This is a genomic window from Kribbella sindirgiensis (assembly GCF_004331435.1).
Classification (GTDB): Bacteria; Actinomycetota; Actinomycetes; order Propionibacteriales; family Kribbellaceae; genus Kribbella; species Kribbella sindirgiensis.
This window is the reverse complement of the sequence record NZ_SJKA01000001.1, coordinates 265,478-288,191: the sequence shown is the minus strand read 5'-3', so window position 1 is coordinate 288,191 and position 22,714 is coordinate 265,478. Positions and strand designations below refer to the sequence as shown.

General features: G+C 69.3%; 19 protein-coding genes. 15 read left to right on the top strand and 4 right to left on the bottom strand.

The annotated features are described in order from the left end of the window. The first annotated feature begins 247 nt into the window (after nt 1-247). Nucleotides 248-1,459 carry a S53 family peptidase gene (locus tag E0H50_RS01430; protein WP_131283911.1) on the top strand — a complete coding sequence of 404 codons (1,212 nt, stop codon included), beginning with the start codon at nt 248-250 and terminating at the stop codon, nt 1,457-1,459. 200 nt (nt 1,460-1,659) lie between these two features. Beyond that, the gene (locus E0H50_RS01425) at nt 1,660-4,572 is read left to right on the top strand and encodes a M36 family metallopeptidase (RefSeq protein WP_131283909.1); all 2,913 of its coding nucleotides are present in this window, start codon (nt 1,660-1,662) and stop codon (nt 4,570-4,572) included. A 280-nt stretch (nt 4,573-4,852) separates the two neighbouring features. Here E0H50_RS01425 and E0H50_RS01420 read toward each other — a convergent pair whose 3' ends face one another. Beyond that, nucleotides 4,853-5,860, bottom strand: coding sequence for a LacI family DNA-binding transcriptional regulator (locus E0H50_RS01420; protein ID WP_131283907.1), 1,008 nt, complete (start codon nt 5,858-5,860; stop codon nt 4,853-4,855). Nucleotides 5,861-5,970: 110 nt separating this feature from the next. On the opposite strand from E0H50_RS01420, the gene E0H50_RS01415 reads away from it, so the two are divergent. The 4 genes from E0H50_RS01415 (at nt 5,971) to E0H50_RS01400 (ending at nt 9,220) form a co-directional block, all read left to right on the top strand. Beyond that, complete coding sequence (locus tag E0H50_RS01415) at nt 5,971-6,873, top strand: amidohydrolase family protein (RefSeq protein ID WP_131283905.1); 903 nt, start codon at nt 5,971-5,973, stop codon at nt 6,871-6,873. Continuing rightward, complete coding sequence (locus E0H50_RS01410) at nt 6,870-7,430, top strand: cysteine dioxygenase (protein ID WP_131283903.1); 561 nt, start codon at nt 6,870-6,872, stop codon at nt 7,428-7,430. The genes E0H50_RS01415 and E0H50_RS01410 overlap by 4 nt, the downstream gene beginning before the upstream one ends. Nucleotides 7,431-7,472: 42 nt before the next feature. Beyond that, entirely contained in the window at nt 7,473-8,345 is an 873-nt protein-coding gene (locus E0H50_RS01405; protein WP_131283901.1) for a MarR family winged helix-turn-helix transcriptional regulator, read from the top strand. Between the two features lie 68 nt (nt 8,346-8,413). Then, on the top strand, nt 8,414-9,220 hold the full coding sequence (locus E0H50_RS01400) for a PhzF family phenazine biosynthesis protein (RefSeq protein WP_131283899.1): 807 nt from the start codon (nt 8,414-8,416) through the stop codon (nt 9,218-9,220). Here E0H50_RS01400 and E0H50_RS01395 read toward each other — a convergent pair. After that, the gene (locus E0H50_RS01395; RefSeq protein ID WP_238150702.1) at nt 9,217-9,840 is read right to left on the bottom strand and encodes a hypothetical protein; all 624 of its coding nucleotides are present in this window, start codon (nt 9,838-9,840) and stop codon (nt 9,217-9,219) included. The two genes, E0H50_RS01400 and E0H50_RS01395, sit on opposite strands and share 4 nt — an antisense overlap. A 250-nt stretch (nt 9,841-10,090) precedes the next feature. Here E0H50_RS01395 and kdpF point away from each other — a divergent pair, with 250 nt between their 5' ends. Genes kdpF through E0H50_RS01360 form a run of 7 tightly spaced genes read left to right on the top strand, consistent with a single transcriptional unit; the run spans nt 10,091 to nt 18,713 of the window. Then, nucleotides 10,091-10,180 carry a K(+)-transporting ATPase subunit F gene (kdpF, locus tag E0H50_RS01390; RefSeq protein WP_131283897.1) on the top strand — a complete coding sequence of 30 codons (90 nt, stop codon included), beginning with the start codon at nt 10,091-10,093 and terminating at the stop codon, nt 10,178-10,180. Continuing rightward, nucleotides 10,180-11,841 carry a potassium-transporting ATPase subunit KdpA gene (kdpA, locus tag E0H50_RS01385; RefSeq protein ID WP_131283895.1) on the top strand — a complete coding sequence of 554 codons (1,662 nt, stop codon included), beginning with the start codon at nt 10,180-10,182 and terminating at the stop codon, nt 11,839-11,841. The genes kdpF and kdpA overlap by 1 nt, the downstream gene beginning before the upstream one ends. Nucleotides 11,842-11,849: 8 nt before the next feature. Then, entirely contained in the window at nt 11,850-13,916 is a 2,067-nt protein-coding gene (gene kdpB, locus E0H50_RS01380; protein ID WP_131284962.1) for a potassium-transporting ATPase subunit KdpB, read from the top strand. A gap of 13 nt (nt 13,917-13,929) precedes the next feature. Continuing rightward, nucleotides 13,930-14,562: a K(+)-transporting ATPase subunit C gene (kdpC, locus tag E0H50_RS01375; protein WP_131283893.1), complete on the top strand. Its 633-nt coding sequence runs from the start codon at nt 13,930-13,932 to the stop codon at nt 14,560-14,562. Between the two features lie 17 nt (nt 14,563-14,579). Further along, nucleotides 14,580-17,147, top strand: coding sequence for a sensor histidine kinase (locus E0H50_RS01370; protein ID WP_131283891.1), 2,568 nt, complete (start codon nt 14,580-14,582; stop codon nt 17,145-17,147). Continuing rightward, nucleotides 17,144-17,821, top strand: a complete 678-nt coding sequence (locus E0H50_RS01365; RefSeq protein ID WP_131283889.1) for a response regulator — start codon at nt 17,144-17,146, stop codon at nt 17,819-17,821. The genes E0H50_RS01370 and E0H50_RS01365 overlap by 4 nt, the downstream gene beginning before the upstream one ends. A 49-nt stretch (nt 17,822-17,870) precedes the next feature. Continuing rightward, nucleotides 17,871-18,713: a prenyltransferase/squalene oxidase repeat-containing protein gene (locus E0H50_RS01360; protein WP_131283887.1), complete on the top strand. Its 843-nt coding sequence runs from the start codon at nt 17,871-17,873 to the stop codon at nt 18,711-18,713. Here the strand turns inward: E0H50_RS01360 and E0H50_RS01355 are convergent. Then, the gene (locus E0H50_RS01355; RefSeq protein WP_131283885.1) at nt 18,698-19,684 is read right to left on the bottom strand and encodes an ArsR/SmtB family transcription factor; all 987 of its coding nucleotides are present in this window, start codon (nt 19,682-19,684) and stop codon (nt 18,698-18,700) included. The two genes, E0H50_RS01360 and E0H50_RS01355, sit on opposite strands and share 16 nt — an antisense overlap. A 56-nt stretch (nt 19,685-19,740) precedes the next feature. On the opposite strand from E0H50_RS01355, the gene E0H50_RS01350 reads away from it, so the two are divergent. Next, a complete protein-coding gene (locus tag E0H50_RS01350; RefSeq protein ID WP_202867963.1) occupies nt 19,741-20,721 on the top strand; it encodes an NADP-dependent oxidoreductase in 981 nt (326 codons plus the stop codon). Between the two features lie 107 nt (nt 20,722-20,828). On the opposite strand, the gene E0H50_RS01345 is transcribed toward E0H50_RS01350, so the two are convergent. Next, complete coding sequence (locus tag E0H50_RS01345) at nt 20,829-22,250, bottom strand: aromatic amino acid lyase (protein ID WP_131283881.1); 1,422 nt, start codon at nt 22,248-22,250, stop codon at nt 20,829-20,831. Between the two features lie 101 nt (nt 22,251-22,351). Between E0H50_RS01345 and E0H50_RS01340 the strand changes: the two genes are divergently transcribed. Continuing rightward, nucleotides 22,352-22,711 (top strand): nuclear transport factor 2 family protein, encoded by a 360-nt coding sequence (locus E0H50_RS01340; RefSeq protein WP_131283879.1) that lies wholly within the window; start codon nt 22,352-22,354, stop codon nt 22,709-22,711. Nucleotides 22,712-22,714: the final 3 nt, after the last annotated feature.

Here is a 22,714-nt window from a genome sequence, read left to right as displayed (position 1 = left end):
GGAGGAAACGCAGGGGGAAACCTTCATCGGCCGAACCACCCTCGGTGACCCCGTGATCACGCGGGAATCCGGCCCTCGGCAGGGCGGCTGTCATGGGTCGGTCCGTGACATTTGTCAGCGGTCCGATCGCTGGCTTCCGGTGCTCCGGCGGACGCACGATGCGATCACCCCCAAATCGAGCCGGCCTCCGCCCTCCGGCCCAAACGGGACCATCTGCGGAGGCCTGCTCCAACCTCGAGGAGTCCAGTTGAGGCAACGGATTCTCGTCTCCGCCCTGAGTGCCGGCGCACTTGCCGTCGTCGGACTGACCGCAGCGGTGTCGAGCGCATCGGGAGCCGTCGCGGCGCCCACCCCCTACACAGCCGGGAAGCATTCCGCCAAGGTCTGCTCGGCGACCAAAGCCGCTCACACCGCGGCCTGCAATGCGATCAAGCTGGTGAACGACAAGGGTGTTGCGCCCGCGTCCACCACGCCGCCGGCGACCGGTCTGACCCCGACCGGCCTGCGCGACGCCTACAAACTGAACGGTCTGAGTGCCGGCGGCCGGACGGTCGCGATCGTCGACGCCTACGGCTACCCGAACCTGGAGCGCGACCTCGGCGTCTACCGCTCCCAGTTCGGTCTGTCGGCGTGTACGACGGCCAACGGCTGCCTGAAGATCATCAACCAGACCGGCGGTACGACGCTGCCGACGTTCAACGCGGGCTGGGCCGGTGAGCAGGCGCTCGACGTCGACGCGGTCTCGGCCGCGGCGCCGGACGCCAAGATCATCGTCGTACAGGCCAAGTCGGCGAGCTTCGCAGACCTCGGCACCGCGGTACAGACCGCTGCCAAGCAGGCCGGCGTCGTCGCGATCTCGAACAGCTACGGCGGTGGTGACGCGTCGGACGCGACGTACGGCGCCTACTACAACCACCCGGGTATCGCGGTCACTGCCTCCACCGGTGACGACGGCTACCAGGGCGGTAGCTACCCGGCGTCCTCGTCGTACACGACGGCCGTCGGCGGTACGTCGTTGGTTGCCGCCAGCAACACTCGTGGATGGAGCGAGAGCGTCTGGGACGGCGCCGGCTCGGGCTGCTCGACGTACAACACCGCCCTCCCGGGCGCCGCGTCGTTCAGCACCGGCTGCTCGAAGCGTGCGATGGCCGACGTGTCCGCGGCGGCCGATCCGTCCAAGGGCGGCATGGCGATCTACTACCCGACGAGCAAGACCGTGTCGACCTGGGCGCAGTTCGGCGGGACGAGTGAGGCCGCGCCGATCATCGCGGCGGTCTACGCGCTGTCCGGCAACACGACCGGGTACGCCAACGCGTTGCCGTACGCCCACCCGGGCTCGCTGTTCGACGTGACGAGCGGCAGCAACGGCACCTGCCCGACAACCCAGTGGTGCAACGCCCGTACGGGTTGGGACGGTCCGACCGGTCTCGGTACGCCGAACGGCGCCGGGGCGTTCTGATCCGACACTCGGAGCGATCGGGTCGTGGCTGCGTGCGACGACCCGATCGCTCCTAGTACTGTTCCGAACACGAAGGACAACCCTCGACTCCGCGGCATTCCGGTGATTTCCCTTCCCCGGGACCTTCGGGAGGCTTAAGGTCAGCCCCCGGGACGGGTCGTGGAGGGCGACCCGCACACGAACTCCATGGAGAATTTGCTGTGACGACATCACGCAGAGGGCGGGGGCTCCTGGCAGTCTCCGCCGTCTCCGCTGCCGCGACCGTGCTGGCGATGACCGCCGGCGGCGCGGACGCCGCCCAGAACGCCGGTGCCGAAGGCAAGAAACCCGCGCCGGCCGAGAAACCGGCCGCGGGCAAAGAGCGCAAGGGCAACTACGACGCCCGCACGCCGAACGCGCGCACCACCTACGCCCGCTCCGCGAAGGTCGAGGGCAACGAGACGGCTGCCGCGAAGAAGTTCCGCGACTCGCTCGGTAGCCAAGGCGTCGTCGAGGTCGACCCGAACACCGGCACCCCGGCCCAGGTCACCAAGCTGAACGGCTTCCTCACCGGCAAGAGCGCCAAGAAGGCGACGGCTGTTGCCCTCGGCTACGTGAAGGCCCACCCGGAGGTCTTCAAGCTCTCCGATGCCGACCTCAGCACGCTGAAGCTGCGCAAGGACTACGTCGATGACCTCGGCACCCACCACATCTTCTGGTCGCAGGTGGTCGACGGCGTCGAGGTGTTCGGCAACGGCCTGAAGGCCAACGTCACCAAGAACGGCCAGCTGATCTCCGTGATGGGCTCGCCGGTCTCCGGCCTGGCCACCGCCGCGCAGAGCCGGTCCGCCGCCGCGGCGTCGAAGCTCACCGCCGCGGGCGCCCGGACCGCCGCGATCACCGACGTCGGCGGTACGACGAAGTCCGCCACCGCGACCGCCTCCGGTGGGAGCACCAAGTGGAGCAACGGCGACACCGCCAAGCAGGTGTGGTTCCACACCGCCGACGGGCTCCGCAAGGGCTGGCAGACCTACACGAACTCCGGCGGGACCCGGTTCTACAGCCACGTCGTCGACGCGCAGACCGGTGCCACGCTGTACCGCCGGAACCTGTCCAGCGAGGGCAACGGCGATGCGCTGGTCACGGACAACTACCCGGGCGCGCCGAAGGGCGGCACCCAGCGGGTCGAGAACCTGACCTACAACAAGTGGCTGCCGAAGAACGCGAAGACCCTCCTGGAAGGTACGTCGGTCGCGGCCTTCGCCGATGTCAACGACGACAACCAGCCGAACGCCGGTGAGACGGTCAAGGTGCCCGGCACCAAGACCACCGCCGAGTACAAGCTGACGCCGTTCCCGGACGCGCAGGCGCTCTGCTCGACCTCGTACATCTGCACCTGGGACCCGGCGAAGCCCGACTCCTGGAAGACCAACCTGAACCAGGACGTCACCAACGGGTTCTACCTGGCCAGCAACTTCCACGACTGGCTGGCGAAGGCGCCGATCAGCTTCACCCCGGCGGCCGGCTCGTTCGACGCCGCGGGCGGTGACCCGGTGCTGCTGAACGCGCTGGACGGCGCGGCGACCGGCGCCGACGGCGGGCCGGACGTGAACCACGTGAACAACGCGAACATGAACACTCCGCCGGACGGCACGCCGCCGACCATGCAGATGTACCTGTTCGGCACGGCCGGCGACAAGAGCACTGTCGCGACCAGCTCGTCGAACGCGGCGGACATCCTGTACCACGAGTACACCCACGGCCTGTCCAACCGCCTCGTCGTCGACGCCACCGGCAACTCGACGCTGAACAGCATCCAGGCCGGCTCGATGGGCGAGGCCTGGAGCGACTTCTACGCACTCGACTACCTGGTCTCGCACGGCCTGGAGAAGGACACCACCGCTCCGGGTGAGGTCCTCGAGGGCAAGTACGTCACCGGTGGCGGCACGATCCGCACCCAGGCGAACGACTGCCGGGTCAAGGCGGTCAGCCCGAACTGCGTCGCGCTCGACGGCTCGAAGGGCGGCTACACGTACGGCGACTTCCCGACCATCGGCGGTACGCCCGAGGTGCACGCGTCCGGTGAGGTCTGGGCGCAGACCCTGTGGGACCTGCGTGAGCGCTTCGGCCGTAGCTACGCGCTGAGCATCATCACCCGCGCGATGGAGCTGTCGCCGGCCGACCCGACGATGCTCGACATGCGCAACGCGATCGTCCAGGCCGACCTGGTCGCCAGCGGCGGCAAGAACGCCGACGTCATCTGGACCGTGTTCGCCAACCGCGGCATGGGCTGGTACGCCGGCGTCATCGACGGCGGCGACGCGTTCCCGGCCGAGGACTTCCACAAGCCGCCGACAGGTGCGACCACCACCCTCACCGGCACCGTGAAGGACAAGGACACCGGTGCTCCGGTGGCCGGCGCGCTCGTGTACGTCGGCGGTCACTCCTCCGGGTACGCCGGTGACTACGCCGGCTCGACCGACGCCACCGGCAAGTACACGATCACCGGCGTTGCCCCCGGTACCTACCCGAAGGTCGTCGTGTCCGCACCGGGCTACGAGCTGCTCGTGCAGCCGGTCAAGATCACCCCGGGTACGCAGGCGAACTTCGTACCGCGCCGCAACTGGGCGGCAGCGTCCGGCGGCGGTACGATCGCCGGCTTCAACGGCCCGGACTTCAGCTCCTTCAACTGTGGCCCGTCCGGCGCGATCGACAACGCCCAGGGCACCGGCTGGGGCAGCACCACGGGTGACGACAACGGCACCCCGACCAACAAGATGATCGACAAGCACGTCGACGTGAAGCTGCCGGCGGCTGTCACCATCAGCGCCTTCAACGTCGACCCGTCGAACACCTGCGGTGACCCGGGCAGTGCCTCGACCGGCAAGTACCGGATCGAGACGTCGGCCGACGGCACCACCTGGGCAACCGCGGCGGAGGGCACGTTCGACGCCACCAACCGCGGCAAGTACAACCTGGTCACTCCGACCGGCAACACGACCGGCGTCCAGTACGTCCGCTTCTGGATGCTCAGCCCCCAGGTCCCCGACTTCGAAACCAACTGCCCCGCCGGCGCCTTCGGCGGCTGCCAGTTCACCGACATGACCGAACTCCAGGTCTTCGGCACCAAGTAACCACAGCACCCTCCCAGAAGGCCGGCCGAGCACCCCGCTCGACCGGCCTTCCGGCGTTTCGTGTGGTGGAGCGGTCGGTCGGTTGTCGGGGGAGAAGACCCCGTCTGGGTCCTGCGGACAGGGAATATCAGGTGCAAGCCCACCGGAACCTGTCAAACGGCCCCGCAGCCACCCGGCAGGAGTCCGCGGGTGTCCGGATCTTGGACAAGGGAAAGTAAGTGTAGTGAATTAGTTTAGTTTCGACGGGGTGGAACCTGTTGTGGATCGGTCGTCGTCTCGCTCAGTGGGGTGGGGCGGCGACCGAGCCGCGTTCTATCAGGGTGGGGGTGAGGGTGGTGCGGCGGACTCGGCGGTTGGTGTCTACGGCGGAGGTTACGCGGGAGACGACGTGGGCGACGAGGTCGTCGAGGGGCCAGTGGAAGGTCGACAGGGGTGGCGTGAGGAGTTGGGACATCGGCTGGTCGTCGTAGCCGAGCAGGGAGAGGTCTTCCGGGATTCGCAGGCCGAGCTCGCGGGATGCGGCGTACACGCCGAAGGCCATCGAGTCGGCGAGGGCGAGGATGCCGGTCGGGCGGGTGCTGCCGGACAGCAGTGCGCGGGCGACGGCGGTCGCTCCGGCCAGGTCGTGCGGGCACTGCAGCAGGCGGATCTTCAGGCCGAGAACGTCCGCGACGCGTTGCGCGATCTCCTCAGCAGGGCGCTCGACCTCGAGGCGGCGGGTCGGGCTCAGTACGGCGATGTCCCGGTGGCCGGCGTCCGCGAGTCGGCGCAGCGCCGTACTGACGCCGGTCTCGTTGTCGAGGATCACCTCGGACTTCGCCTTCGCGCCGGGCAGCGCGTCGCCGATCGCGATCACCGGCGCCTGCCGGGTGATCTCGGCCCAGGCCTTCGCGGCCGGGTCGATCGGGATCACAACGATCGCGTCGGCGCGGTGGTCGACCAGGTGCTGGGCGAGCTCGAGTTGCCGGTCGGCGTCGCCGGCGGAGTCGATGATCCAGGCGTTCCGGTCCGGGGCCAGGAGTTCGCGGCCGAGCGCGGCGGCGACGCGTTGCTGCCAGAGGTCTTCGAGCGAGGCGCAGAGTACGCCGATGGATCCGCTGCGACCGGACGCGAGCGCGCGGGCGACCGGATCGGCCTGGTAGCCGAGGCGGTCGGCGGCGTCCTGCACCCGCTGCCGGGTCTCGGGCGTGCCGTGCAGACCGCGCAGCGCATACGACACGGCGGCCATCGAGAGCCCGGTCTCGGCGGCGATGTCCTTGAGGGTCGGCCTCCGGCTGGTTCCGGACATGTCCATGACCCTAGCCCGCGCCTCGGACAGAAACTTGACAGACCGGCCTTTGAAGCGCTTCACTCTAATCATCCTGAAGCGCTTCAATCTGATCAAAAGGGGAGGGTTCGATGATCGACGTCCACCAGCATCTCTGGCCGGAAGCTTTCGTCGATCGCCTCCGGGCCCGCCGCGAGCCGCCGTACCTCGATGGCTGGACGCTGCACACCACCTGCGAAGCGCCGTACGACGTGGATCCGGCGGCGCACGAGCTGGGCAAACGGGTCGCGCTCGAACAGGACTCCGGGACGACGCTGGCCGCGGTGTCGCTGTCGAGTCCGCTCGGCGTCGAGGAACTCGGCGACGCGGACCTGCTCGCGGCCTGGCACAACGGGGCCGCGGAGTTCCCGGAGCCGTTCCGGGCGTGGGCTTCCGTCGACCTGCTCGAGCCTGACGTCGATGGGCTGGAATCCCTTCTGAACAAGGGCTTTCTGGGCCTGCAGCTGCCCGCGCACGTCCTTGGAACGCCCAGAGGTTGGGAAGCACAGGCGGAATTGCTGCGTGTCGCCGAGCGGGTAGGCAGGCCGATCCTGGTGCATCCCGGTACGGCGCGGCCGACCGAGGCGCCGGGGTGGTGGGCGCCGGTCGTCGACTACACGACACAGCTGCAGGCGGCCTGGTGGGCGTGGCATGCCTTCGGCGGGCGACGCTCGTACCCGGATCTCCGGCTGTGCTTCGTCGCCGCCGCCGGTCTCGCGCCGGTGCACCACGAGCGGCTGACCGCGCGCGGCGGCCGGCTCGGCACCATCGACCCGAACCTGTACGTCGACACGTCGAGCTACGGCCCGCAAGGGATCGACGCGGTCGCGCGGGTCCTCGGCATCGACCAGGTCGTGCACGGTACCGACCGGCCGTACGCCGACACCACCGAACTCCGCCAAGGCGACGCCGCGACCGCGGTGATCCGCCACGACAATCCACACCGGCTGCTGTTCGGCTCCGGTACATCTACTCCTGAGAGGGGAGTGCAATGACTGCTCAGCCAATCGACGTACCCAACGTCCCGGCGCGCCAGGCCAGCCGGCTCGTGGAGCTCAACAACTGTCTGTCGCTGGACGACCTTCCGGGTCGTGATCTCACACCCGCGGAGCTGGCCGAACTGGCGGCGTCGATCGCGGCGCAGCCGCACCTGTGGGAGGACCAGGTCGCGTACAGCGACGAGGAGCGGGTCTTCGCCTCGCTTCACCGGGACGCGAACGTCGACGTCTGGCTGATCTGCTGGACGCCGGTGAACGACACCGGCTGGCACGATCACGACGTCTCGTCCGGTGCGGTGGCCGTTGCCCGCGGAAGGCTCGTCGAGCACAACCTCGCAATCGGCACCGAGTCCATCGAGACCGAGGTGGAGGCCGGAGACGTCTACGGCTTCGGTCCCGACCACATCCACCGCCTGACCGGCCTCGACAAGGGCAGCGTGACCGTTCACGCGTACAGCCCGCCCCTGTGGCGCATGGGGCAGTACTCGGTGAAGGACGGCGTACTCCGGCGGGTCTCCGTCTCGTACGCCGACGAACTCCGCCCGATCGACTGACGAACGTTTACCCGGCACCCGTTCTCTGACTAAGGTCAGAGGATGGGTGTTGTGGAGGTACGGCGGTTCAACCGGGTCGTCACGCAGCGGGTCGGGGCGTTGCACGACGCCTACCTGTCGCGCGGCCGGCCGCTCGGGCAGGACCGGGTGCTGTGGGAGATCGGGAACGACGGATGCGACGTCCGGTCGTTGCGGGCCCGGCTCGATCTCGACTCCGGGTATGTGAGCCGGCTGCTCCGGTCGCTGGAGGACGCCGGTCTGGTCCGGGTCGAGCGGAGCGGGGACGACGGCCGGGTGCGGATCGCGCGGCTGACCGAGGACGGGCTCGCCGAGCGGCAGGTCCTGGACGAACGGTCGGACGAGCTCGCGGCATCGATCCTCGAACCGCTCGACGCGCGGCAACAGGAGCGGCTGGTCGCTGCGATGGGCGAGGTGACGCGATTGCTGACCGCGTCGATGGTCCGGGTCGCGGTGGTGGATCCCCGGCTGCCGGTGGCGCAGTACTGCTTGGAGTCGTACTTCGCCGAGCTCGGTGACCGCTTCGACGCCGGCTTCGACAGGTCTCGCAGCATCTCCGCGGACAATGCCGAGCTGACAACTCCCGCCGGATTGTTGCTGATAGCAACACTTCACACCGAGCCGGTCGGGTGCGGCGCACTGAAGTTCCACGGGAGCGACCCCGCCGAGATCAAGCGGATGTGGGTCGCTCCCGAGGCCCGCGGCCTCGGGCTGGGCCGCCGCCTTCTCACCGAGCTCGAGCGCGAGGCGATCGCCTACGGAGCCCCCGCCGTACGGCTGGAAACCAATCGCAACCTGACCGAGGCGATCGCCCTGTACCGCTCAGCGGGCTACCAGGAGGTCCCGGCCTTCAACACCGAGCTCTACGCCCACCACTGGTTCGAAAAGGAACTCTAGAGTTCAAGGCCACTGGGAGGAGAAGTGGTTATGGAACGGGGGTCGTGGCAGCCGTTAGCGTCTAGGGCATGAGGATCCGTGTGGTCGATGCGTTCGCTGACCGAGCCTTCGCCGGGAATCCGGCGGGCGTCTGTGTGCTCGAGGCCGGGGACTGGCCGGACGAGAACTGGATGCGGTCGGTTGCCGCTGAGATGAATCACGCCGAGACCGCGTTCGCCCGGCCGTCGAAGCGCGCCGACGCGGACTGGGACCTGCGCTGGTTCACGCCGACGCAGGAAGAGGTGCTCTGCGGCCACGCCACGCTCGCGACCACGCATGCGCTGGCCTCGGACGGCAAGGTTTCCGGGAAGATCGCCTTCGCGACGCTGAGCGGCATCCTGACCGCGACGGTCGCTGACGACGGGATCACGCTGGATTTTCCGATCAACCGGCCGATCGCGGCGCCGGTTCCGGAGGGGCTCCGAGCTGCGTTGGCGGTCGAGCCCTCAGAGGTCTACATCGCGGGCGAACTCCGCGATCTCCTGGTCGTCGTCCGTGACGAGGCGACGGTGCGTGCGGTGGTCCCGGACTACGACGTGATGACGGTGATCATCCAGCGGGAGAAGCTGCGGGGCGTGATCGTGACGGCGCAGGGTTCGGCGTACGACTTCGTGTCGCGGTTCTTCGCGCCGGGGAGTGGGATCCCGGAGGATCCGGTGACCGGGAGCGCGCACACGAGCCTGGCGCCGTACTGGGCCGAGCGCCTCGGGCGGGACGAACTGGTGGGCTACCAGGCGTCCGCCCGAGGCGGTGTCGTCCAGGTCGTACCGTCCGGCGACCGCGTCTACCTGAAGGGCCAGGCGATCACCGTGCTGGACGGAGAGTTGCTCGTCTAGGCCCAGGTCTCGGCGTGGGTGGCCACGCCGTTCGGGGCGATGAGCTCGGTGACGACGTCCTCGGCGTCCGCGTCGAGCGGCTCGAAGGGCGGTTCGGGTACGACGTACGCGCGGGCGCCGGCCACCATCTCGATACCGGGCAGCTCGAACCAGGCCTCGCCGACCTCACGGCTGATCTCGTAGATCGCCTGCTCGGCGGAGTCGACCGGCTCGCGGTCACCGGACTCGTCCAGTTCGGCCGGGTGCCGCTCCTGGGCGGCGCGGCCGGCCTCGATCAGCGCGTCCAGGTCGACCACGCGCAGGTCGAACCGCGACACCACGCTGATCACGTGGTCCTGCTCGACGTCTTCGTCCTCCTCGTCGTCGGCCGCGTCGTCCAGCAGCAACGGCGACGTACCGGTGTGCTCGAAGACCGCGTCGTTCCAGTCCTCGACCACGCCTTCGAGCGCGGCGTTGTGCTCGTACAGCGTGGTGTGTTCCTCGTCGCCCGTCATCGCGAGCAGGGCGTCGGTGTGCGCCTGGAGCCGTTCGGCGAGCTTGCGGCTCGCTTCGGCGAGGGCGGTCCGGGTCTCCGCGGAGAAGAACTGCTCGGCGGGGGCGGGGGTGTCCAGTTCAGTCACGTGGGTGATTGTCCCTTGTCTGTGTGTGCGGAATACCAGCGCAAGTATGTGAGAAGCCTGTGAGAGCTGTGTCAGCGGGTGTGAGAGGCCTGCGAGAACCCTCCTGACCAGGCAGCTAGCGGGTGTCCAGTTGACCTCATGAGCAATTTTCACTGTGAGGTGGCGCCGTCATGCACGACGTGATCTACCTCGCCGTCACCGTCGTCGTGTTCGCGGCCGTCTGGCTCGCGCTACGTGGAGTGGAGAAGCTGTGAGCGCCGAGAACATCGCCGGCCTGGTCGTGGCCGTTGCTCTGGTCCTCTACCTGATCGCCGCCCTGGTCTTTCCCGAGAGGTTCTGATGTCCGACACCGCTGCCGGCCTGTTGCAGGTCGGCCTTCTCCTCGTGTGCCTGGCGGCCGTCTACCGTCCGCTCGGCGGCTACATGGCCAGGGTCTACACGTCCGACAAGGACCTGCGCGTCGAGCGCTGGGCGTACAAGCTGTTCGGCGTCGACTCGAAGGCCGATCAGACCTGGGCCGTGTACGCCCGCTCGCTGATCGCCTTCTCCGCGCTGAGCGTGGTGCTGTTGTACCTGCTCCAGCGCCTGCAGCACTGGCTGCCGCTGTCGCTCGGCCTGCCGAACGTCGAGTCTGGGCTGGCGTTCAACACCGCCGCGTCCTTCGTTTCGAACACCAACTGGCAGAGCTACGTGCCGGAAGCGGTGATGGGCCACCTGGTCCAGTTCGCCGGCCTCGCGGTGCAGAACTTCCTGTCGGCGGCCGTCGGTATGACCGTCGCGGTCGCGCTGATCCGCGGGTTCGCCCGGGCCAAGACCGACCGGCTCGGCAACTTCTGGGTCGACCTGACCCGGACCACGCTGCGCATCCTGCTCCCGATCGCCGTGATCGGCACGCTGGTGCTGGTCGCGACCGGCGTGGTGCAGAACTTCTCCGGCGGTCACGAGGTGACCTCGGTCGTCGGCCAGACCCAGCACATTCCCGGCGGCCCGGTGGCGAGCCAGGAAGTCATCAAGGAGCTCGGCACCAACGGCGGCGGCTTCTACAACGCGAACTCCTCGCACCCGTTCGAGAACCCGAACGGCCTGTCGAACCTGTTCGAGATCTTCCTGCTGCTGCTCATCCCGGTCTGCATCACCCGGACCTTCGGCCTGATGATCAAGGACAAGCGCCAGGGGTACGCGATCCTCGGCGTGATGGGCACGCTGTGGGCGGCCTTCACGTTCTCCGCGACGTTCTTCGAGAACCAGGGCGCCGGTACGGCGACCCGGGCCGCGGGCGCCGCGATGGAGGGCAAGGAGACCCGGTTCGGCGAATGGGCGTCGGCGCTCTTCGCGACCTCGACGACCGGTACGTCGACCGGAGCGGTGAACTCCATGCACGACTCGTTCACCCCACTCGGCGGCGGTACGGCGCTGTTCCACATGATGCTCGGCGAGGTCTCACCGGGCGGTACCGGCACCGGGCTGTACGGCATGCTGATCCTCGCGATCCTGGCCGTGTTCGTCGCGGGCCTGATGGTCGGCCGGACACCGGAGTACCTGCAGAAGAAGATCACCGCACGCGAGATGAAGCTGGTCTCGCTGTACATCCTCGCGACGCCGACCGTCGTACTGGTCGGTGCTTCGCTCGCGATGGGACTGGCGGTGGCCCGGGCCTCGATCCTGAACACCGACAGCCCGCACGGCTTCTCCGAGGTGCTGTACGCGTTCACGTCGGCCGGTAACAACAACGGCAGCGCGTTCGCCGGAATCAGTGCGAACATCCCGTTCTACAACACCGCTCTCGGGCTGGTGATGCTGCTCGGCCGGTTCGTGCCGATCGTGCTGGCGCTGGCGCTCGCGGGTTCACTCGCCCAGCAGCAGCCGGTACCGGTGACCCAGGGCACGCTGCCCACCCACAAGGCCTTGTTCGTGACGATGCTCGTCGGCGTCGTCCTGATCGTGACCGGCCTGACCTACTTCCCCGCACTGACTCTCGGACCCCTCGCGGAGGGACTGTGACCACCGTAATGACACCGCCCGCGCAGCAGCCGGCGGTGACCCCGAAGAAAGCGCCGTCGGGTGCGTTCGACCCGAAGATGCTGCTGACGTCCTTGCCGGACGCGCTGCGGAAGCTCGACCCGCGGGTGATGGTGAAGAACCCGGTCATGTTCGTGGTCGAGGTGGGCGCGGCTGCGTCCACGATCAAGGCGGTCACCGATCCCAGCGTGTTCGTCTGGTGGATCGTGGTCTGGCTCTGGCTGACCGTGATCTTCGCGAACCTGGCGGAGGCCGTCGCGGAGGGCCGGGGCAAGGCGCAGGCGGAGACGCTGCGTCGCGCCAAGACCGAGACCACCGCCCGGCGCCTGGTCGGCGACCGGGAGGAAGAGGTCCCGGCCACCCAGTTGACGCTCGGCGACCTCGTGGTCGTCGAGGCCGGCCAGATCATCCCCGGCGACGGTGACGTCGTCGAGGGGGTGGCTTCGGTGGACGAGTCGGCGATCACGGGTGAGTCGGCGCCGGTCATCCGCGAGTCCGGCGGCGACCGCAGCGCGGTCACCGGCGGGACGAAGGTGCTGTCCGACCGGATCGTCGTGAAGATCACCACCAGGCCCGGCGAGAGCTTCATCGACCGGATGATCGCACTGGTCGAGGGCGCGGCGCGGCAGAAGACGCCGAACGAGATCGCGCTGAACATCCTGCTGGCCAGCCTGACCATCGTGTTCCTGATCGCGACGGCGACGCTGCCGACGTTCGCGAACTACGCGCACACGAACCTGAGCATCGTGATCCTGGTGGCCCTGCTGGTCGCCCTGATCCCGACCACGATCGGTGCGCTGCTGTCCGCGATCGGTATCGCCGGTATGGACCGGCTGGTGCAGCGCAACGTGCTGGCGATGTCCGGCCGTGCGGTCGAGGCCGCGGGTGACGTGAACACGCTGCTGCTGGACAAGACCGGCACGATCACGCTGGGCAACCGGCAGGCGTCGGAGTTCATCCCGGTTCGGGGCGTGGGCGACACCGAGCTGGCCGACGCGGCGCAGCTGTCCAGCCTCGCGGACGAGACGCCGGAGGGCCGGTCGATCGTCGTACTCGCGAAGACCGGCTACGGGCTGCGTGAGCGGCACACCGGTGAGCTTCCGCACGCGACGTTCGTGGAGTTCACCGCGCAGACCCGGATGAGCGGCGTGGACGTCGACGGCCGGCAGGTCCGCAAGGGCGCCGCCGGTGCGGTGAACGCGTGGATCAGCCGGCACGGCGGCACCACGGACCCGAAGCTCGGCGAGATCGTCGACGGCATCTCGGCCTCCGGCGGCACGCCGCTGGTCGTTGCCGAGAGCATCAACGGTACGGCGCGGGCGCTCGGCGTGATCCACCTGAAGGACGTGGTCAAGGAAGGGATGCGGGAACGGTTCGACCAGATGCGCGCGATGGGCATCCGGACCGTGATGATCACCGGTGACAACGCGCTGACCGCGAAGGCGATCGCCGAGGAGGCCGGGGTCGACGACTTCCTGGCCGAGGCGACGCCCGAGGACAAGATGGCGCTGATCAAGAAGGAGCAGGAGGGCGGTCGCCTGGTCGCGATGACCGGTGACGGCACCAACGACGCCCCGGCGCTGGCGCAGGCCGATGTCGGCGTGGCGATGAACACCGGGACGTCGGCCGCGAAGGAGGCCGGCAACATGGTCGACCTCGACTCCAACCCGACCAAGCTGATCGAGATCGTCGAGATCGGCAAGCAGTTGCTGATCACCCGCGGTTCGCTGACCACGTTCTCGATCGCGAACGACGTGGCGAAGTACTTCGCCATCCTGCCGGCGCTGTTCGCGTCGGCGTACCCGGGGCTGGACAAGCTGAACGTCATGGGGCTGCACTCGCCGCAGTCGGCGATCGTGTCGGCCATCGTGTTCAACGCGATCATCATCGTGCTGCTGGTGCCGCTGGCGCTGCGCGGCGTCCGGTACCGGCCGTCGTCCGCGTCGGCGATGCTGCGCCGCAACCTGCTGGTGTACGGCCTCGGCGGCCTGATCACCCCGTTCATCGGCATCAAGCTCCTGGACCTGGTGATCTCCTTGATCCCCGGGCTTCGTTGAGAGGTAGTTGTTCATGGCAAGCAATCTGCCCGGCTCGGTCCGGCAGTTCGGGGTGGCGCTGCGGGCGCTGCTCGTGTTCACGGCGGTCCTCGGGATCGTCTACCCGCTGGTGATGACCGGGGCCGCCCAGGCGCTGTTCCACGGCAACGCGAACGGCTCGATCGTCAAGATCGACGGCAAGGACGTCGCCTCCGACCTGATCGGCCAGGCGTACACGATGGACAGCGGCAAGAAGGACGCCGATGGCAAGGCGATCATGGTCGCCGACCCGAAGTGGTTCCAGACCAGGCCGTCCGCGAGCGCGTACGACGGCGCGGCGAGCGGCGGCTCGAACCTCGGGCCGAACAACGCCGACCTGATCGCGGCGATCGACGAGCGCCGCAAGGCGGTCGCGGAGCTGGAGGGTGTCGACCCGTCCCAGGTCCCGCCGGACGCGGTGACCGCCAGCGCGAGCGGCCTCGACCCGAGCATCAGTCCGGCGTACGCCGCTCTGCAGGTCAACCGGGTCGCCCGCGAGCGGAACCTGCCGGTCGCCACGGTGCAGAAACTCGTCGAGGACGCCACGCAGGGCCGCACGCTGGGATTCCTGGGTGAGCCCGCCGTCAACGTGGTGAAGCTGAACAACGCGCTGGCCGCGCTCGGCTGACCTGCGATCATTCGAGTATGAGTACTGGCGGCCGCGGGCATCTGCGGATCTACCTGGGTGCCGCGCCCGGCGTTGGCAAGACCTACAAGATGCTGGGCGAGGGTCAGCGACGGCTGGCCCGGGGCACGGACGTGGTGGTCGGGTTCGTCGAGACCCACGGGCGCGAGCACACCGCGGAGATGCTGGCCGGGCTCGAGACGATCCCGCGCCGGATCCTCGACTACCGGGGCGCGAGCTTCACCGAGATGGACATCGACGCGGTGCTCGCGCGCCGGCCGGAGGTCGCGCTGGTCGACGAACTGGCGCACACCAACGTCCCGGGCAGCCGGAACGAGAAGCGCTGGCAGGACATCGAGGAGCTGCTGGCCGCCGGGATCGACGTGATCTCGGCGGTCAACATCCAGCACCTCGAGTCGATCAACGACGTGGTCGAGAAGATCACCGGCGTACCGCAGCAGGAGAAGGTCCCGGACCGCGTGGTCCGGGCCGCGGACCAGATCGAGCTCGTCGACATGACACCGGAGGCGTTGCGCCGGCGGATGGCGCACGGCAACATCTACGCCGCCGACAAGGTGGACGCTGCCCTGGGCAACTATTTCCGGGTCGGCAACCTGTCGGCGCTGCGGGAGCTCGCGCTGCTCTGGCTCGCCGACCGGGTCGACGCCGGTCTGCAGCAGTACCGCGCGGAACACGACATCGACTCCACCTGGGAGGCCCGCGAGCGGGTGGTGGTCGCGCTGACCGGCGGTCCCGAGGGCGAGACGCTGATCCGGCGGGCCGCGCGGATCGCGGCGCGGTCGTCCGGCGGCGACCTGCTCGCGGTCCATGTGGCGCGCTCCGACGGGCTGACCGGCGCGAACCCGACCAAGCTCGCCGAGCAGCGGAACCTGGTCGAGAAACTCGGCGGGACCTACCACCAGGTGGTCGGTGACGACATTCCGGCCGCGCTGCTGACCTTCGCGCGGGCCGAGAACGCCACCCAGCTCGTCCTCGGCGGCTCGCGCCGCAGCCGGCTGTCGACGCTGGTCACCGGCCCGGGGATCGGGTCGACGACGATCCGCGACTCCGGCGATATCGACGTACACCTGGTCACGCATTCGCTGATGGGCCGCGGCCGGTTGCCCAGGCTCCGGGGCAGTCTGTCCCGGAAACGGAAGATCCAGGGCTTCGTACTGGCCGTCGCCCTGCCGCCGCTGCTCGCGCTGCTCCTCGGGCTCGGCGGTGACACGCTCAACCTGACCAGCAACGTGCTGGCGTTCCTGTTCGCCGTCGTGGTGGTGTCGCTGGTCGGTGGGATGTGGCCGGCGATGGTGACCGCGATCGCCGGATCGCTGGTGCTCAACTACTTCTTCACCCCGCCGAAGCGGACGTTCACGATCGCCGAGCTGAACAACGCGCTGGCGTTGCTGATCTTCATCCTGGTCGCGGCCATGGTCAGTACGGTCGTCGACCGCGCGGCACGGCGTACCAGACAAGCGGCCCGGGCGGCCGCGGAATCGGAGACGTTGGCGACCTTGGCCGGATCGGTACTGCGCGGTGAGACCGCGCTGCCCGCCCTGCTGGAGCGGGTGCGCGAGGCGTTCGGGATGACCGGGGCGTGCCTGATGGAGCGCGTCGACGACGACGAGCTGACCGAGGTATGGCGACCGCTCGCATCGGCCGGGACCCTGACCTGCACGCGTCCGGAGGAAGCCGACGCGGAGATCCCGGCCCGGGATGACCTGGTGCTGGTGCTGCAAGGGCATCAGCTGGCGGCGGACGAGCGCCGGCTGGTCGGAGCCTTCGCGGCGCACGCGGCCGCGCTCGTGGACCGAGGGCGGCTGAGTGAGGCCGCGGCCGAAGCGAAGCCGCTCGCCGAGGCCGACAAGCTGCGTACGGCGTTGCTCCGCGCGGTCGGGCACGACCTGCGGTCGCCGCTGGCCTCGGCCAAGGCCTCCGTCACCAGCCTGCGCAGTGACGATGTCGAGTGGACCGACGCCGAACGCAAGGAGTTGCTGGAGACCGCGGACGAGTCGCTCGACCGGCTGTCGCGGCTGGTGGACAACCTGCTCGACCTGAGTCGGCTGCAGGCCGGCGTACTGCCGGTCTTCACGCGGCCGATGGCGATGGACGAGATCGTGCCCGGCGTACTGTCCGAGCTGGGTGACGACGCCGACCGGGTGACCGTCGACATCCCGCACACGCTGCCGCTGGTCGAGGCGGACCCGGCGCTGCTGGAGCGCGTCGTGGCGAACCTCCTGGCGAACGCGATCCGCTACTCGCCGCCCGAGCGGCCGCCGCTGATCACCGGGAGCGCCCTCGGCGACATCGTCGAGATCCGGGTGATCGACCGCGGCCCCGGGATCCCGCGCGCGGACCGGGACCGGGTGTTCGCGCCGTTCCAGCGGCTCGGCGACACCGACAACACCGTCGGCGTCGGGCTCGGGCTGGCGCTCGCCCGAGGACTCGCCGAGGCGATGCACGGCACCTTGCAGCCCGAGGACACCCCAGGTGGTGGACTGACCATGGTGGTCGCGATCCCGACGGCGCAGGCTTCGGAGGCCCCGGTTCCAGGCGCCCGCGAGAGATCAGGAGACACGGAGTGACCAGAGTTCTGGTGGTCGACGACGAGCCGCAGATCGTGCGGGCGTTGCAGATCAACCTGAAGGCGCGCGGGTACGAGGTGCATCTGGCCGGCACCGGTACGTCGGCGTTGAAGGTCGCCGCGCAGCATCCGCCGGAGCTGGTGATCCTCGACCTCGGGCTGCCGGACTTCGACGGCGTGGACGTGATCCGCGGACTGCGCGGCTGGACCGACGCGCCGATCCTGGTGCTGTCCGGGCGGACCGACCAGACCGACAAGGTCGAGGCGCTGGACGCCGGCGCGGACGACTACGTGACGAAGCCGTTCGGGATCGACGAGCTGCTGGCCCGGATGCGCGCCGTACTGCGGCGCAGCAACCTCGCCCAGGACCAGCCGGTGGTGACCGTCGGCGGCGCCGTCGTGGATCTGGCCGCGAAGCGCGTCACGCTCGAGAACGGCGAGGACGTCCGCCTCACCCCCACCGAGTGGCATCTGCTGGAGGTCCTGGTCCGCAACCCCGGCAAGCTCATGTCCCAGCGCCAGCTCCTGACAGAGGTCTGGGGCCCCGGCTACGAAACCGCGAGCGGCAACCTCCGCTTCTACATGGGCCAGCTCCGCCGCAAACTCGAACCCGACCCGGCCCGCCCACAACACCTGCTGACGGAACCAGGAATGGGCTACCGCTTCGAGCCGTGACGTCCGATTCGTTCAAGACCTGTCGGTGGGGATGGGTAAAGGTACGGGTATGGACATCTTCACGGCAGGTCGGGACTTTGTACGGCGGGACGCTCGGGTGCTCGAGCGGCGGCTCTTCGCGACTGTTTTCGAGGGAGCTGATCCGCAGGGTGTGGTCGACGCGTTGCGTGGGTTCCAGAACGCCGACGGCGGGTTCGGGCAGGGACTGGAGCCGGACAAGCGGTGTCCGGACAGCCTGCCGCTGGACGTCGAGGTCGCGTTCGACACGTTGCTCGCGGCCGAGGCCCGGGACGAGGAGATGGTGCGGCGGGCGGCGGACTGGCTCGACCGGACCGCGAACTCCGACGGCGCGGTGCCGTTGTGTGGTCCGGCGGTCGAGGGTTACCCGCGCGCCGAGCACATCACCGAGTGGACCTACCAGCCCGGGATCAACCCCACCGCTGGCCTGGTCGGCCGCCTGCACAAGCTCGGCTTCGAACACCCCTGGCGCGACCGGGCCGGTGCTTGGTGCGCGGCGCAACTGGCGGACGGGTTCCCGGAGGACGCCCACGGTTTGCACGAGGCTCTGGAGTTCCTGGAACACACCGATGACGTCGACCTGGATCGCATCCGCGACTGGTTGCCCAAGCTCCAGTGGTTCCGCGCCGACGCCGCGGACCCGACGTACGGCGTGACTCCGCTCCATCTCGCCCAGACCCCGGACAGCTTCTGGCGACCGCTCTTCACCGACGCCCAGCTCGACGCCCACCTCGATCGCCTGATCGAGGACCAGCAGGACGACGGCGGCTGGGCCATCACCTGGGAACCCCCCGGACCGGCCGCCCACCTCGAGTACCGCGGCATCGTCACGGTCGGCGCACTGCGCACGCTCAAGGCCTACAACCGGCTCTGATCGATCAGTTGATCGGCAAGGGGAGTTCGCGCGTACAAGACGACGCGGCCGGCGCGGGCGCGGGTGACCAGGCCGCTGGCGAGCAACGTGGCCAGGTGCTGGGAGATGGCGCTGGGGGAGACCTCTCGACGACGAGCCAGTTCGCGGGTGGATGTCGGGGCCGTGAGGTCCGTCAGCAAGGAGGCGCGGGGTTTCCCGAGCAAGTCCTCCAGCGCGCGCGGCGCCGGTGTGGTTGGGGGTGACCAGAGGGTGCCGATGCCGCGTGCGGGATACGCGACGGTCGGTGGCTCGGACGGGTCGACGGGACTGATCGCGTGCTTCGCGAACAGCGTCGGCACCAGCCAGAAGCCCCGGCCACGGACCTCGGCGTCGTAGTCGAGTCGGTACGACGAGACTCGCAGCCGCAGTACCCCGTCGGACCACTGTGCCGACGGATCCAATCCGGTGAGGACGGCCGCCGCGCCGTCGCGGGCGAGCAGTTGCGCGCGGTGGACCATGTCCGCCTCGAGCAGCATCCGCATGCGCGGCCAGTGCGGCTCCACGGCGAACTCCCAGTACGACGCGATCGCCGAACCGACCCGGTCGCGCAGCCGGCGCGGGTTCGCGCACAGCTGCTCGAGGACGGGCGGGAGTCGACGACCGTCGTACGCGCGGATCACGTCGGCGACCGCGCGGCGAGGCGGGGTCGCGCGGACCTTCGCGAGCTCCTCCTCGACGTCCGGCAGCGGCGAGGTGGGTCGCGGCGTGATGAAGTCGGGCAGCCACTGAACTTCCGGAGCGACCAGTGCCATCAGCAGGTCCCGCTCCGGGTGGTTGCGCAGCAGAGTGCTGGTCGGCCGGATCCATGGCAGGTGTACGACGTGACTGGACGGCTCGTAGAGCGCCCAGAGGCTGGTCGCCGTCTCGAGCAGCGGCGAGCAGGCGAACCGCATGTCGGCGAGGTCGTCGACGCCGAGCCGGTAGCTGATCATTAAGCACTACGCTAACTCTCTGGTGTCGCCGCCGTCGGTTGATCTTGGCTGGCCCGATGCGAGAGATCCAACTCATCGGCCGTCCCGACGGCGTCCCTACCGCCGACCTCTTCGAGTCGGTGCAGTCGCCGACCCTCGAGCCCCGGCCTGGCACGGTCCTGGTCGAGAACGTCTTGCTGTCGGTCGATCCGTACATGCGCCAGCTGATGGATGCCGACGAGTGGTGGCCGTTGAACACCCCGGGCGAAGGACGTGCGCTCGGTCGGGTCCTCCAGAGCGAAACCCCGGCGTACGCCGTCGGGGACATCGTGTTCCACCGGCAGGGCTGGCGGACGCACGCAGTCGTGACTCCCGACGAGAGCCGCCGGATCGACGAGGCGCCCGGCGTGCCGCTGTCCGCCCATCTCGGGATCCTCGGCGGCACCGGGCTGAGCGCGTACGTCGGCCTCAAGCGCATCCTGAACCTTCAACCCGGCGAGACCCTCCTGGTCTCGGCGGCCGCCGGCGGAGTCGGTACGGCGGCGGCGCGGATCGCGAAACTGCTCGGCGCCGGGCGCGTCATCGGCACGACCGGCTCGGACGAGAAGGCGAAGCACCTGGTTGCCGAGGTCGGGTTCGACGCCGCGATCAACTACCGGCGCGGCGATCTGGTCGAGCAGTTGGCGGCCGCGGCACCGGACGGTGTCGACGCGTACCTCGACAACGTCGGCGGGGAGCACCTGGCCGCCGCGATCGACGTACTCAAGCAGAACGGCCGGATCGCGTGGTGCGGCGCGGTGTCGACCTACAACCATCAGGCAGACGTCGCACCGCGGAACCTGTTCGACATCGTCGACAAGGAGCTACGGCTGGAAGGATTCCTGGTCCGCAACCACCTCGACCTGCGCCCGGAGCTGATCGACTTCCTGACCCCGCACCTGCGGTCCGGAGCGGTCACCTCCGACGAGACGGTGGTCGAGGGGTTCGAGCACCTGGTCGACGCGTTCCTCGCGATGCTGCGCGGCGAGAACGTCGGGAAGATGCTCGTTCGGCTGTAGATGTGTGCACGCAGGACAGGAGGTATCGGCGGAAATCGCCGCTTGGCGGTGTGCGCTGAGCGTGAATGTGCCCGGCGGGCGCGGACACCTCCTGTCGTCCGTGCCAGCTAGCCCGATTCGGCCGGGTGCTCGACCTGGCGGTCGCCCCACTGGGTGAGGAGGCCGCGGGCGATTTCCAGGTCCTCGCGGAGTGATCGGTCGGCCAGGTCGTCGGGGAGCGCCGCGAGGGCGTCGGTCAGCCACGGGGCGACGGCTGCCGGGGCGAGGTCGTCGGGTGTCAGGCCGGCCAGGCGGATTGCGCGGACGGCGGTGACGAGTTCGCTGGCGAGGACTTCACGGAGCGCGTCGAGGAGTTGCTTGGTCAGTACGGCGGCTTGCGGCGCGAAGCTGGCGTGCAACTCGGCGCCGCGGGACAACGTCGCCGTACCGAGAGTCGCGGGTTGCGCGGCCGAACGGACCGCGGCGAGGGCGTCATGGGCGACGTACTCGATCATCATCACGCCCGAGCTCGCCTCGGCGCCGCTCGCCAGGAAGCGGCTGAGGCCGGTGTAGTCCGGGTCGACCAGGTTCGCGACCCGGGTGGTGGAGAGAGTCGCGACACTGTGCAGACTGAGTCGCAGCGAGTCCAGCGCGAGCGCGATCGGCATCGCGTGCCAGTTGCCGTTGTGGAGCACGGTGCCGCCGCTCACCAGCGGGTTCTCCGCGGCGGCGTTGATGTCGATCCGCACACTGTTGCCCAAGGCATCGGCGTGGTCGACGGCGGGGCCGAGGACCTGTGCGAAAGCCCTTAACCCGAAGGGATCCTGGATCCGGGCAGGCGGCAGCGGCAGCTCGTCGAGCAGTTCGCGCATCCGGCGCGCGACCCGGACCTGCCCCGGCTGCGGACGGGCCTCCTGGACGCGGACGTCGTACACCTCGGCGTTGCCGCGGAGCGCGACGTGGGACAGGGCGCCGACCAGCGGTACGACGTTGATCAGCGTGGCGGCCTCGACGTACGCGAGGCAGCAGTCCGCGAGCGTGAGCGCGTTGCTGGACAGCAGCGGGAGCGCACTGGTCCCGTCGATGACGTCGCCGAGCGCGAGCCCGAGTTCGGCGAGCGGGCCGAGGTCGCCGGTGCCGATCGCGCCGCCGCGGTGCAGGTCGGGGAGATCGTCGTCGTTGAGCAGCTCGACGATCGCGTCCGCCACCGCCGGGTCGAGCCCGGACCCGCCCGCCGCGAGCTGGTTCACCCGGATCAGCAGCCCGAGCCGTACGACGTCCTTCGGGTACGACGTCGTACCGGTGGTGGAATGCGATCCGAGCAACCGCGCGCCGTGCTCCGGGTCGGACGTCAGTACGTCGCGGTTCGCCCCGACGCCCGTGGTCCGCCCGTACACCGGCCGCCGCCCCGCGACCTCGGCCACCACCCGCGCCGACTCGTCCATCCGCTTCCGGGCGTCGTCACCCAACCGCACCGCCGTACGCCGCTGCCCGAGCGCCACCGCCTCCAGCGGGCTCAACCCGGCACCCGTCAGCTCAACCGGCTCCATCCCCACAGTGTGGAACCGCCCCGGCCTCTGGAGTAAGCGCCGCGCCCGCCCCAACGTCTCGGATTCGAGACGCTGACCTGTGGGAGCGCAGAATCGGACGCATGACAGTCGAGGACGAAGTACGCGCCGAGGCGGCCGCGTCGGACGCGGTGCTGATCGGCAACGACGCCGAGCTGATCGCGAGCTGCTGGACCGACGACTGGGTCGCCGTCGATGCCCGGGGAGTCACACCCAAGGCGGACATCATCGGCTGGATCGCGTCCGGCCGGCTGCAGCACCACACGATGACCACCGTTGGTGACGAGCGGATCGCTCGGGTCGGCGACACGGTCGTTCTCACCGCCCGGAAGGCGAGTTCGGGGCACTGGGACGGGACGCCGTACGAGATCGAGGAATGGATCAGCCAGGTCTACGTGCGCTCGGGCGGACGGTGGCTGCAGGCCTTCTGCCACAAGTCCTGATCA